A 12,644-nucleotide genomic window follows, 5' to 3' on the forward strand; every position below is an offset into this window, starting at 1 on the left:
GCCTTGTCTGACCTTCGCTCGCCGACTTTTCAGACAATGCCTAAGAGAGCAAGCCACAAGGAGGTTGCATGTCTGCCACGCCCGTTCTGGTCTGGTTCCGTAACGACCTGCGCATTCATGATCACCGCGCCCTGGCCGCGGCGGCCCGCCAAGGCCCCGTGGTGGGCGTCTTCCTGCACTGTCCCGACCAGTGGCGCGCCCACGGCCACGGCGCCAACCGCCTCGACTTCCTGCGCCGCGGCGTCGCCGCCCTGGCCGATGACCTGGCCGGCCTCAATATCCCCCTGCTGCAGCGGGACATCGGCGACTTCGCCGCCGCCCCCGAAGCGCTAGGCGCCATCGCCGAGTCCCTCGGCGCCGGGCGGCTGCACTTCCATCACGACTATCCCCTGGACGAGGCGGGTTGTGACCGTGCCGTCACCCAGGCCCTGGCGGCCCGTGGCGTGGAGGTGACCGGCCACCATGACGGCGTGGCCTTCGCCCCCGGTGAGCTGCTCACCGGCCAGGGGGAGCCCTACAAGGTTTTCACCCCCTTCAGCCGCGCCTGGCACCGCCACCTGGATGCCGAGCGGCTGGCCCTCTCGCCCCCCCCCGAGGTGCAGGCACCACTGGCCATCGACGGCGAGCCCCTGCCGCCATGCCCGGCCATGGATGATCCGCCGGTGGCAAGCAGCCGCTGGCCCGCCGGCAGCCGCGCCGCCGAGGAGCGACTGAGCCGCTTCCTGCGCTATCGCGGGCGCCACTACAAGGCGCAGCGCGACTTCCCCGCGGTGGCCGGCACCAGCGAGCTGTCCCCCTACCTGGCCCTGGGCATGCTCTCCCACCGCCAGTGCCTGCAGGCGGTGCTGACGGAGAACGATGGCCGCCTGACGGAGGGCGATGCGGGCCTCGCGGCCTGGGTCAACGAGCTGGTGTGGCGAGAGTTCTATCGACATATCGCCGCGGCCTTCCCGGCGGTCTGCCGCCACCGCGCCTTCCAGGCGCATACCGAGGCGCTGGCCTGGCGGGACGACGAGGCCGCCTTCCGGGCCTGGTGCGAAGGGCGCACCGGCTACCCCATCGTCGATGCCGCCATGCGTCAGCTGGTCACCAGCGGTTGGATGCACAACCGGCTGCGCATGATCAGCGCCATGTTCCTCAGCAAGCACTTGCTAATCGACTGGCGTCGCGGCGAGGCCTTCTTTATGCGCCACCTGGTGGATGGCGATTTCTGTGCCAACAACGGCGGCTGGCAATGGGCCGCCTCCACCGGTACCGATGCGGCGCCCTACTTCCGCATCTTCAACCCCACGACCCAGTCGAAGCGCTTCGATCCCGACGGCCGCTTTATCGCCGACCTTGTACCGGAGCTGTCCAAGGTCGACCCCAAGCAGCGCCATGATCCTCCCGAGGCGGTACGCCGCGCCCAGGGCTACCCGGCGCCCATCGTCGATCACAAGGCCGCCCGCCAGCGTGCCCTGGATGCCTTCGCCGCCCTGAAGTCCTGATCCCACCGTTGCCCGGAGGCCCGATGACCCCCGACCCCGACCTGGAGGCGTTCTGCGCCTTCTTCAATAAGCTGGACAAAAGCTATACAAAAAACCTGTACAGGATATACACTGATGACGTGGTCTTCACCGACCCCGTGCATCGGGTCGAGGGCCGGGCGGCGCTGGAAGCCTATTTCGCCAGCCTCTACGCCAGGGTCATCGACTGTCGCTTCGACTTCCATGAGCGCCAGCGCCAGGGCGACAACGCCTTCGTGACCTGGCTCATGACCCTGAGGCATCCGCGCCTGGCCGGTGGACGACCCATTCGGGTCGAGGGGTGTTCACACCTGACATTCGCCACCGCCGACCCGGCGCGGGTCTGCCGGCATCGCGACTACTTCGATGCCGGCGCCATGCTCTACGAGCACCTCCCGCTGCTGGGGCCAGGCGTGCGCTGGGTGAAACGCCGCCTCGCCGACTGAATCCACTCGCTGCCCGATTGCGTATCAGCGAGTGACGCTGACACCACGCAGGACGGGGAGCCATGAGCGATTCCAAGACGACACGCCGCATCTGGTTGACCGGGGCCACCTCCGGGATCGGCCTGGCCCTGGCCCGCCAACTGCTCGAGGCGGGCCACCGGGTGGCACTCAGCGCCCGCAATCCCAAGGCCCTGGCCGAGCTGGCCGCCCCCTACCCCCAGGCGCTCTGTCTACCCCTGGACGTGAGCGACCAGGAGGCGGTACGCGAGGCCACTCGCCGCCTCGAATCGGCCTTCGGTGGCCTCGACTGGGCCATCCTCAACGCCGGCACCTGCGAATACCTGGATGCCCGGGCCTTCGACAGCGCCCTGGTCGAGCGGGTCTTCGCGCCCAACCTCTTCGGCGCCATCTACTGCGTGGAGGCGGCCCTGCCCCTGCTGCGTCGGGCCCGCCGCGAGGGTGGCGCCCCCGTGTTGGCCGCCACCTCCAGCGCCGCTGCCTACCTGCCGCTACCCCGCGCCGAGGCCTATGGGGCGTCCAAGGCGGCGCTCAGCCACTTCCTGGAGTCCCTGCGTCTCGACCTGGACGCCGAGGGCATCGACGTCAGCTTGATCCACCCCGGCTTCGTGCGCACGCCGCTCACCGACCGCAACGACTTCCCCATGCCGTGCCGTGTCGAGCCCGAGGCCGCCGCCCGAGTCATCGTCGCCGGCCTGGAGGCGCACCGCCTGGACATCCACTTCCCGCGTCGCTTCACCCTCTGGCTCAAGCTGCTGGGCAGCCTGCCCGTCGGCCTGAGGCATCGGATCGGCAGGCGCCTGAGCCGCGCCCCGGCTCACTCACTGGACTCATCACCGGAGCGTCGCCCATGACCACCCGCTTCGCCCCCGAGGCGCCCCAGCATATCGCCGTGGTCGGCAGCGGCATCGCCGGCATGGCCGCCGCCTGGTACCTCTCCAGCCGCCACCGGGTCACCCTCTTCGAGGCCGACCAGCGCCTCGGCGGCCATACCGCCACCATGGACATCCGCCTCGATGGTCGCGACTACGCCATCGACACCGGCTTTATCGTCTTCAATGACTGGACCTACCCCCACTTCCGGCGCCTGCTGGCCAGCCTGGGGGTGGCCTCCCAGCCCACCGAGATGAGCTTCTCGGTGCATGAGCTCGGCGTCGACTTCGAGTACAACGGCCATACCCTGGGGTCGCTCTTCGCCCAGCGCGGCAACCTGCTGCGGCCGCGCTTCTATCGGCTGCTGGCGCAGATCCTGCGCTTCAATCGCCAGGCGCTGCGAGACCTGGAGCGGGGGGAGCTGCCCGCCGACCTGACCCTGGGCGACTACCTGACGGCCAACGGCTACGGACGCGACTTCCAGCGCCGCTACCTGCTGCCCATGGGCGCCGCCATCTGGTCGGCCAGCCTGGGGGACATGCGCGACTTCCCGCTGGCCTTCTTCCTGCGCTTCTTCCGCAACCATGGCCTGCTGTCGCTCAATGACCGCCCCCAGTGGTACACCCTGGTCGGGGGCTCACGCAGCTATATCCCGGCACTCACCGCCCCCTATGCCGAGCGAATCCGCCTGGCGACCCCGGTAAAGGGCATCCGTCGCCAGGCGGATGGCGTCCAGTTGCGCTCCTCGGCGGGACTCGAGCATTTCGATCAGGTGGTGCTGGCCTGCCATGCCGATCAGACCCTGGCGCTGCTGGAGGACCCCAGCCCCGCGGAGCGCGAGGTACTCTCCGCCCTGCCCTATCAGGACAACGCGGTGGTGTTGCATACCGATACGCGGCTGCTGCCGCGTCGCCGCCGCGCCTGGGCCAGCTGGAACTACCGCCTGGATGGTCGCAGCGAGGCGGCGCGGGTCTCGGTGACCTATGACATGAATATTCTCCAGCGCCTGGAGGCGCCGCACACCTTCTGCGTGACCCTCAACGATACCGCCAGCATTGACCCGACCAAGATCCTTGGTCGCTACCGCTACGCCCACCCCCAGTTCACCCTCGCCGGCGAGGTGGCCAAGGCGCGCCACGCCGAGATCTCGGGGCCCGAGCGCCACACCCATTTCTGCGGCGCCTACTGGCGCAATGGCTTCCACGAGGATGGCGTCTGGAGCGCCCTGCGCGTCGCCGAGGCACTGGGCTGCCAGGAAGCCGACGCCCCCCGGCGCGAGACGTTCGAGGCCCTGGCATGATTCCCGCCGACCGGCTGCGCTCACGCATCTACCGGGGCGAGCTGCGCCATCGCCGCTTCCTGCCCCGTCGCCATGCCTTCACCTATCGGCTGTGGATGGCCTGGCTGGACCTGGCCGAGCTGCCCGAACTCTTCGACGGGGTGCCAGGGTTCAGCGCCCGCGGTCCGGCCCTGGCGCGCTTTCGCCGCGAGGACTACCTGGCCCCCCACGACCTGCCCTTGGCGGAGGCGGTGCGCCGCGCCCTGCGCGAGCAACTGGGCGAGGCCCCCGACGGCCGTATCTGCGTGCTCACCCAGTTGCGCACTCTGGGCAGCGGCTTCAACCCCATCACCCTCTACTACGCCTACGACGCCGCGGACGAGCTGTGCGCCCTACTCGGCGAGGTGAGCAATACCCCCTGGGGCGAGCGCACCACCTATGCCTGCCGGGTAGCGCCGGGGCGTCACCAGCACCGGGCCGAGTTCGCCAAGGCGATGCATGTCTCGCCCTTCAATCCCATGGACATGACCTACCTCTGGCGCTTCAACACCCCCGGGGAGCGCTTACTGATGCATATGGAGAACCACCGGGCGGGGGAGTGTCACTTCGATGCCACCCTGACCCTCAGCGCCCGCCCCGCCACCCGCGGCGCCATGCTGGCCGCCCTGGCCCGTCAGCCGCTGATGAATCTCAAGACCCGGGCCGGCATTCACCTGGAGGCCCTGCGCCTATGGCTCAAGGGCGTCCCGGTGCATGACCATCCCCAGCGCAAGGAGACCTCCCAGTGAACACATGGCGCACCGCCGAAGACCGCCCCGCCCCGAGCCGCGACGACCGCCTGGGGCGCTGGCTGAAGGACCGCCTGCTGCGCCAGCTGGATCGGCTGGAGGGCGGCCAACTGACCCTGGTGGAGGCCGACCGCCGCCGGCTACTGGGGCGCGGTGGCCCGCTCCAGGCCACCCTGGTGATCCGCGATCCACGGGCCTGGCGGCGCCTGGCCCTGGGCGGGACCGTGGGGGCCGCGGAGGCCTATATGGACGGCGACTGGGAGTGCGACGACCTGGTCAGCCTGGTGCGCCTCTTCGCCAGCAACCTGGAGCGGGTCAATGGCGAGATCGAGACCGGCAGCGCGCGGCTGGGGCGCTGGCTGCTCGGCGCCCTGCTCCGGCTGCAGCGCAACAGCCTCGCGGGCTCCCGGCGCAATATCGCCGCCCACTACGACCTGGGCAACGCGCTCTTCGCCACCTTCCTGGACCGGCACCACTGGATGTACTCGAGCGCCGTCTTCCCCCACCCCCAGGCGAGCCTGGAGGAGGCCTCGACCCACAAGCTCGACCTGCTCCTGGAGCGTCTGGACGTGCGCCCCGAACACCACCTGCTCGAGATCGGCACCGGCTGGGGCGGCCTGGCCATCCATGCCGCCAAGACACGCGGCTGCCGGGTCACCACCACCACCATCTCCGAGGAGCAGTACGCGCATGCTGCCAAACGCATCGCCGAGGAGGGACTGGAGAAGCGCATCACCCTGCTCAAGCAGGACTATCGCCAACTGGAGGGACGCTTCGACCGCCTGGTCTCGGTAGAGATGATCGAGGCGGTGGGCCATCAATACCTGGAGACCTACCTGGCGACCCTGGATCGCCTGCTCAGTGACGACGGCCTGGCCATCCTCCAGGCCATCACCATCCGCGATCAGCGCTTCGAGGCCGCCAAGCGCGAGATGGATTTCATCAAGCGCTATATCTTCCCCGGCGGCTTCTTGCCCTCCCATGGCGCCATCCTCGACGCCATGCGCCGCGCCAGCTCCCTGAACGTGCTGGCCCTGGACGAGATCGGCCCCCACTATGCGCGCACCCTGCGTGAGTGGCGCCAGCGCTTCGAGGCCAACCTCAAGCGAGTGCGTGCCCTGGGCTACGACGAGCGCTTTATTCGCATGTGGCGTTACTATCTGTGCTACTGCGAGGGGGGCTTCCTGGAGCGCAGCATCGGCACCTGCCATCTGCTGCTGGCCAAGCCGGGGGCGCGCCCCGCGCCCCTGGTCGGGCAGCCTTGAGGTACCCCGGGATGACCTGGCGAGTGGGGCTGAATCTGGGGCTCTTTCAGGGCGGCTGGTTCGCCTGCGTGCTCGGCGGCAGCCTGGTGGCGCTACCGCTGGTGGCGGCGATCCTGGCGTTGCACCTGCGCTGGCTGGCCCGGCCGGGGGAGTGGCGTTGGCTGGCCGGCTTCGCGGCCCTGGGCCTGGCGGTGGATGGAGGCCTGTACCTGGCCGGCGGCTTCGACTTCGGGAACGACTTCGTCGGGGTGCTGCCGCTCTGGCTGTGGCTGCTCTGGCCGCTGTTCGCCAGCCTGCTGCACCATGGCCTCGCCTGGCTCTGGGCTCACCCCTGGCTGGCCCTACTGGGCGGGGCCATCGGCGCTCCCGGCTCCTACCTGCTGGGCGCACGGCTTGCCGAGGTAACCCTGGCGCCCTGGTTGCTGCCGGCCCAGGCGCTGATCTGGGGCGGGCTCTGCTGGTGGCTCTGCCGACGCCTGGGGCCGAGCTCCACGCCGCACGGCACGACGGGGCGCGCGCGACCCTGATCAGCCGGCCTGGATCGCGCCTGACAGGGTGGCGGAGGCCGGAGGGGCACCGGGCGGAGCGCCGGGCGGCGCCAGCCAGGCCGCCTCCACCTCCGTCGCCGGCAGCGGCCGCGAGAACATAAAGCCCTGCACGATGGGGCAGCCATGACTGGCCAGATACTCCAGCTGCGCCTTCTCCTCGACCCCCTCGGCGACCACCTCCAGGCCCAGGCCCTCGGCCATGGCCAGCACCGCGGCGACGATGGAGGCATCGGCCTGATCCTCCGGCAGGGAGCGCACGAAGGCGCGGTCGAGCTTGAGCTTGTCCACCGGCAGGCGTTTGAGGTAGCTCAGCGAGGAGTAGCCGGTACCGAAATCATCGATGGCGATCTGGTGACCCCGCTCCTGTAACACCGCCAGGCGCGGATAGATATCCCCCGCCCGCTCGTCGAGCAGCACCGACTCGGTCAATTCCAGCCCCAGCAGTCGGGGGGCCACCTTGAACTCGGTCAGGCAGGCGGCCAGTTGCGCCTCCAGGTCCCCCTGGATCAGCTGCAGCGCCGAGATATTGACCCATACCGGGACCGCCGGCATGCCGGCGCGCCGCCAGCTGGCCAGCTGGCCCACCGCCTGCTCGATGACCCAGCGCCCCAGGGACACCATCAGGCCATGGCGCTCCGCCAGGGGGATAAAGTCCGCCGGCGAGACCATGCCCAGCTCCGGGTGACGCCAGCGCAGCAGCGCCTCGAAGCCCACCAGCTCGCCGTTGTCGATGCGATGCTGGGACTGATAGAAGAGCTCTAGTTGGGTGCCGGTGGCCAGGGCGCTGCGCAGGGCATTGACCAGGGCCAGCTGGTGATCCCCCGCCACGTCCAGGGCCGGCCGGAAGCGCTGATGCTGATTGCGGCCATGGCGTTTGGCGGTGTAGAGCGCCGACTCCAGGCGCTGGAACAGCACCCCGGAATCGCGGCCATCCTCCGGGCCCCGACAGCTGCCGATGGTGATCCCCAGGCGCAGGGTCTGCCCCTCCAGCTCGAAGGGCATGCCCAGGTGCTCGCGCAGCTCCTCGACCCAGCGATCATGGTCATCGAAGGTGGTAGTGCGCATTACCAGGAACTCGTCGCCGCCGATCCGCCCCACTACCCCGCCGGCCACCTGGCGCGCCAGGCGCTGGGCGAAGTTGGCCAGCAGGCGGTCGCCCTTGTCGACGCCCAGGGCGTCGTTGACCGACTTGAAGGCATCGATATCGATCAGCGCCATGTCCAGCGTCTCGCCGGCACGCAGGGAGCGCAGTCGTGAGCCCATCAGGTCATGCAAGCGCCGGCGATTGGGCAGGCCGGTCAACGGGTCCTCGAAGCCGATCCGCTGCAGGTCCTGCTCCCGGGCCTTGTGGCGGGAAATGTCGGTGAACAGGGAGACGTAGTGGGTGATGCGCCCCTTGGCGTCGGCCTGCACCTGGACCCGCAGCCATTCCGGGTACTGATCGCCATGCTTGCGGCGACTCCATACCTCACCCTCCCAGCGCCCCTGGCCCTGGAGGGCCTGGCGGAAGCGCTCATCGAAGGCCTTGTCCTGGCGCTCGGAGGCGAGCATCGACATCGGCTTGTTCAGCACCTCATCGACGCTGTACCCGGTGATGCGGGTGAAGGCGGGATTGATGGCGACGATACGGTTATTGGCATCGCAGATCACCACGCCATCGGCGGAGAGCTGGAGGGCACTCTCCAGCAGCCGGCGACGCTGTCCCTCCCGGGTCACCTGGCGCCACAGGTCCATCAGACCCAGCAACATGATGACCATGGCCACCAGACGCAGCCACAGGTTGGGCAACCAGCCGATGGCCGCCATGGCGACCAGGCCGCCCCAGATCAGGGGACGGTCGAGCGTAAAACTAGGCCACATAGGATCGACCCGGAGATTGAAAGAGTGTGATGGCAGGCGCCACCCTTAGGAAAAGCTATCGGCGGTTGATGAGCAAGCTTTAATCTGCTTTCGCCGCAACGTGCAATCACCGCCGCCGGAAAGTAGAATGCCAAGTGCCGTGATGCATGCGGCCTATAAAAACTGCGACTCTCGGAACGACTCTGTGATCAAGCAACACTCCTTCAGCCGCGATGAGCTGCTGGCATGCAGCCAAGGTGAACTCTTCGGCCCGGGCAATGCCCAGCTGCCGGCACCCAATATGCTGATGCTCGACCGTATCACCCATATCCACGAGGAGGGCGGTGAGCACGGCAAAGGCGAGCTGATCGCCGAGCTCGATATCCACCCGGACCTGTGGTTCTTCGATTGCCACTTCCCCGGCGACCCGGTGATGCCCGGCTGCCTGGGCCTGGACGCCATGTGGCAGCTGGTCGGCTTCTACTTGGGCTGGTTGGGTCACCCGGGCCGCGGTCGCGCCCTGGGCTGTGGCGAGGTGAAGTTCACCGGCCAGATCCTGCCGGATGCCCAGAAGGTCACCTACCGCATCAATATCAAGCGCATCATCACCCGGCGCTTGATCCTCGGCATCGCCGACGGCACCGTGTCCGTCGACGGCCGCGATATCTATCAGGCCAACGACCTGCGCGTCGGCCTGTTCACCTCCACCGCGAATTTCTGACCAGGAGGCTCCCATGCGACGAGTGGTAGTCACCGGCTTGGGCATCGTGTCCTGCCTCGGTAACGACCGTCATCAGGTGCTCGAGGCGCTCCAGAGCGGGCGCTCCGGTATTCGCTTCAAGGATGAATACGCCGAACGCGGCTTCCGCAGCCAGGTGGCCGGCGTCGTGGATATCGACCTGGATGCCCTGATCGACCGCAAGCTGCGCCGCTTCATGGGCGACGCGGCCGCCTACGCCTATGTTTCCATGGCCCAGGCCATCGAGGACTCGGGCCTGACCCCGGAGATGGTCTCCAATGAGCGCACCGGCCTGATCGCCGGCTCCGGCGGCGCCTCCAGCGCCAACCAGGTCGAAGCCGCCGACGTGATGCGCGAGAAGGGCCTGCGCCGGGTCGGCCCCTACCGGGTCACCCGTACCATGGGCAGCACCGTCTCCGCGTGCCTGGCGACCCCCTTCAAGATCAAGGGCGTCAACTACTCCATCTCCTCCGCCTGCGCCACCTCGGCCCACTGCATCGGCAATGCCGTGGAGCAGATCCAGTTGGGCAAGCAGGACGTGGTCTTCGCCGGCGGCGGCGAAGAGGAGCACTGGACCCTGTCGTGCCTCTTCGATGCCATGGGCGCCCTCTCCACCCACTACAACGAGAGCCCGGAGAAGGCCTCCCGGCCCTATGACCAGGCCCGCGACGGCTTCGTCATCGCCGGCGGCGGCGGCATGCTGGTGCTCGAGGAGCTGGAGCACGCCAAGGCTCGTGGCGCCACCATCTATGCCGAGGTCGTCGGCTATGGCGCCACCTCCGATGGCCACGACATGGTCGCCCCCTCCGGCGAGGGCGCGGTGCGCTGCATGCGTCAGGCCATGGCCGGCGTGGATGGCCCCATCGACTACATCAATACCCACGGCACCTCCACGCCGGTGGGCGATGTGGCCGAACTCAAGGCGATCCGCGAGGTCTTCGGCGACACCACCCCGGCGATGAGCTCCACCAAGTCGCTGACCGGCCACTCCCTGGGCGCCACCGGCGTGCAGGAGGCGATCTACTCGCTGCTGATGATGGAGAACGATTTCATCGCCGCCTCCGCCAACGTCGAGACCCTCGACGACCAGGCCGACGGCTTCGATATCGTCACCCAGCGTCGCGACGGCGTGGCGGTCAAGCGGGTGCTCTCCAACAGCTTCGGCTTCGGCGGCACCAACGCCTGCCTGGTGCTGGAGAAGTTCGAGGGCTAAGGCCTCTTCGCCCCGACACAAGAACGGCGCCCCCAGGGGCGCCGTTCTTGTTGGTCGCGAGCCGTCTCGCCTAGTCAGTCACTCCTGCACCCTGGCCGCGGACTCGGCTCCCTTTGGGGCGGGCTCCCCCGACTGCGGCCGCGGCACCTCGGAGATCTCCGCCAGGCGCGCCTCGATCCAGGCCTCGGTTTCCACCAGCACCTCCTCGGGCGTACGCCCCTCGGTGGCGATGGGCTCCCCCACCACCAGGCGCAGGGTCCCCGGGTTCTTGACCCAGTGACGCCCCGGCCAGCGCTCCCCGGCGTTATGCGCCACCGGCACCACCGGCATCCCGGCACGGCAGGCGATCACCGCCCCGCTCTTGTTGTAGCGCTTGCGCTGGCCCGGGGCCACCCGGGTGCCCTCGGGGAAGATCAACACCGAGAGCCCTTCCTCCAGGCGCTGCTTACCCTGGCTGAGCACCTGCTTCATGGCCCGGGCCGGCTTGGAGCGATCCAGGGCGATGGGGTGCAGCAGGCGCAGCCCCCAGCCGAAGATCGGAATCCGCAGCAGCTCCCGCTTGAGCACCGTGCAGACCGGCGGCTTGAGGATCTGCAGGTAGATGGTCTCCCACTCGCACTGGTGGTTGGCGAGGATCACGCAGGGACCCGACGGCAGGCGGTCACGCCCCTCGATCTCGTAGCGCACCCCGCAGGCCAGCCGGAACCAGGCCAGGATGAAGTGGTTGTAGAGATTGAGCAGACGATAGCGATCCCGTAACGGCAGCAGCGGGGCCAGCGGCAGGAACAGCACCCCGCTGACCAGCATGGCCAGGAAGTAGCCGGCATAGAAGAGCAGGCTGCGCGCCAGGTTCATGCTTCCACCTCCTGGCGTGCCTTGCACCAGGCATCGAGCATCAACCCCACCTCCAGGCGCCAGGGTTTCTGGTGCACCCCGAAGGCCTCCAGCACCCGGCGGCAGTTGAGTACCCGCCGCAGCGGCTGGTCGTGGTGGTGATTCAGGGCCTTGATGGGCCCCAGCGCCACCGACTCCCCGAGCCCCTCCAGGCGGGTCTCCAACTGAGTACGCACCAGGGAGGCGAAGGTGTAGGCGCTGACCGGCTCGGTCCCCGCCAAGTGATACGCCCCCCAGGCCTCGGCTCCGCAGTGCTGCTGCTGGAGCATGCCGAGCAGGGCCATGGCCGCGGCGTCCGCCGAGGTGGGACAGAAGATCACGTCCTCGGCGGCGCGCACCTCCTCACCGGCCATCAGGCGCTCGAGCAGCTCACCCAGCCAGGCATGGCCGCCATCCAAGGCGAACAAGGGACCCAGGCGCACGATCAGGTGGCGCGGAAAGCCCTCGCGAATACGATCGCCGGTGGTGATCAGGCGACGCAGGCTCTCGTCCCGGGGCGCCGGAATCACATGCTCGTCGATGGCGGTCTCATGGCCGTCCTCATAGAGCTGATCCGAGACGCACCAGACCAGGGGCACCCCCACCTCGATGCAGGCCGACAAGCAGGACTCCACCGCCTCGGCATGGGCCTGCACCGCCGCCGGCTCGGCACTGATCGGCTGCGCCATGGGGGGAATCACCAAGGCGTCCGGGGCCACCTCGGCCAGCCGTCCGGGGCTCAGTTCGAGCCCCGGCTCCATCACCAGCTCGATATCACCGCGCCGGCTGGCCAGGCGCACCAGCGCCAGGCTCAGGCAGTGCCCGGCATCCAGGATCAATAGCTTCACTCAAGCGCCTCCGCTGCCCATCGATGTGCTGCGTTGCTTAGAACGGGATCTCGTCATCGAAGTCATCGAAGTTGCCCGGGTTGGGCGCGCCGTAGTTGTTGCCCTGGCCACCCTGGGCCGGGGGCTGCTGGGCCGGCGGCTGCTGCGGTGCCCGCTGGGGTTGCTGCGGGGGCTGTTGCGGCGGCTGCTGACCGTAGCCCCCCTGCTGGGGTGCGGGCTGAGGAGCCGGCTGCTGGGGGGCATTGCCATAACCGCCGGCCTGACCGCCATAGCCGCCCTGCTGGGGCATGCCGCCACCATAGTTGCCCTGCTGCTGATAGTCGCCGCCCTGGCCGCCACCGCGGCTATCGAGCATCTGCATGTCGTTGGCGACGATCTCGGTGCTGTAGCGGTCCTGGCCGTCCTGGCCC

Annotated in this window: 12 protein-coding genes and 1 pseudogene; 9 read left to right on the plus strand and 4 right to left on the minus strand. The window is 68.7% G+C overall.

Annotated features, from left to right (window positions below):
- Positions 1-68 precede the first annotated feature (68 nt).
- The 7 genes from phrB to HPA02_RS17020 all read left to right on the plus strand — a co-directional run bounded on the left by phrB (position 69) and on the right by HPA02_RS17020 (position 6,701).
- A complete protein-coding gene (gene phrB / locus HPA02_RS16990) occupies positions 69-1,487 on the plus strand; it encodes a deoxyribodipyrimidine photo-lyase (protein WP_146804392.1) in 1,419 nt (472 codons plus the stop codon).
- 23 nt (positions 1,488-1,510) lie between these two features.
- Positions 1,511-1,951: a nuclear transport factor 2 family protein gene (locus HPA02_RS16995; protein WP_146804393.1), complete on the plus strand. Its 441-nt coding sequence runs from the start codon at positions 1,511-1,513 to the stop codon at positions 1,949-1,951.
- Positions 1,952-2,013: 62 nt separating this feature from the next.
- Positions 2,014-2,823, plus strand: coding sequence for an SDR family NAD(P)-dependent oxidoreductase (locus tag HPA02_RS17000; protein WP_146804394.1), 810 nt, complete (start codon positions 2,014-2,016; stop codon positions 2,821-2,823).
- A complete protein-coding gene (locus tag HPA02_RS17005) occupies positions 2,820-4,142 on the plus strand; it encodes an NAD(P)/FAD-dependent oxidoreductase (RefSeq protein WP_146804395.1) in 1,323 nt (440 codons plus the stop codon). Before HPA02_RS17000 ends, HPA02_RS17005 begins: the two co-directional genes overlap by 4 nt.
- Positions 4,139-4,909 carry a DUF1365 domain-containing protein gene (locus HPA02_RS17010; RefSeq protein WP_146804396.1) on the plus strand — a complete coding sequence of 257 codons (771 nt, stop codon included), beginning with the start codon at positions 4,139-4,141 and terminating at the stop codon, positions 4,907-4,909. The genes HPA02_RS17005 and HPA02_RS17010 overlap by 4 nt, the downstream gene beginning before the upstream one ends.
- Positions 4,906-6,174: an SAM-dependent methyltransferase gene (locus HPA02_RS17015; protein ID WP_146804397.1), complete on the plus strand. Its 1,269-nt coding sequence runs from the start codon at positions 4,906-4,908 to the stop codon at positions 6,172-6,174. Before HPA02_RS17010 ends, HPA02_RS17015 begins: the two co-directional genes overlap by 4 nt.
- Positions 6,175-6,185: 11 nt before the next feature.
- The gene (locus HPA02_RS17020) at positions 6,186-6,701 is read left to right on the plus strand and encodes a DUF2878 domain-containing protein (protein WP_146804398.1); all 516 of its coding nucleotides are present in this window, start codon (positions 6,186-6,188) and stop codon (positions 6,699-6,701) included.
- On the opposite strand, the gene HPA02_RS17025 is transcribed toward HPA02_RS17020, so the two are convergent.
- A complete protein-coding gene (locus HPA02_RS17025) occupies positions 6,702-8,582 on the minus strand; it encodes a putative bifunctional diguanylate cyclase/phosphodiesterase (RefSeq protein ID WP_146804399.1) in 1,881 nt (626 codons plus the stop codon). It abuts the gene before it with no gap.
- Positions 8,583-8,766: 184 nt separating this feature from the next.
- On the opposite strand from HPA02_RS17025, the gene fabA reads away from it, so the two are divergent.
- Both fabA and fabB read left to right on the plus strand, forming a co-directional pair.
- Positions 8,767-9,282, plus strand: coding sequence for a 3-hydroxyacyl-[acyl-carrier-protein] dehydratase FabA (fabA, locus tag HPA02_RS17030; protein WP_146804400.1), 516 nt, complete (start codon positions 8,767-8,769; stop codon positions 9,280-9,282).
- 13 nt (positions 9,283-9,295) lie between these two features.
- A complete protein-coding gene (gene fabB / locus HPA02_RS17035; RefSeq protein WP_146804401.1) occupies positions 9,296-10,513 on the plus strand; it encodes a beta-ketoacyl-ACP synthase I in 1,218 nt (405 codons plus the stop codon).
- 78 nt (positions 10,514-10,591) lie between these two features.
- On the opposite strand, the gene HPA02_RS17040 is transcribed toward fabB, so the two are convergent.
- The 3 genes and pseudogenes from HPA02_RS17040 to HPA02_RS17050 form a co-directional block, all read right to left on the minus strand.
- Positions 10,592-11,368: a lysophospholipid acyltransferase family protein gene (locus HPA02_RS17040; protein WP_146804402.1), complete on the minus strand. Its 777-nt coding sequence runs from the start codon at positions 11,366-11,368 to the stop codon at positions 10,592-10,594.
- Entirely contained in the window at positions 11,365-12,234 is an 870-nt protein-coding gene (locus HPA02_RS17045) for a sugar nucleotide-binding protein (RefSeq protein ID WP_146804403.1), read from the minus strand. Before HPA02_RS17045 ends, HPA02_RS17040 begins: the two co-directional genes overlap by 4 nt.
- Before the next feature lie 37 nt (positions 12,235-12,271).
- Positions 12,272-12,644: pseudogene (locus tag HPA02_RS17050) on the minus strand (single-stranded DNA-binding protein); the annotation flags it as partial.

This window comes from Bisbaumannia pacifica (assembly GCF_007989625.1).
GTDB classification, from domain to species: domain Bacteria; phylum Pseudomonadota; class Gammaproteobacteria; order Pseudomonadales; family Halomonadaceae; genus Bisbaumannia; species Bisbaumannia pacifica.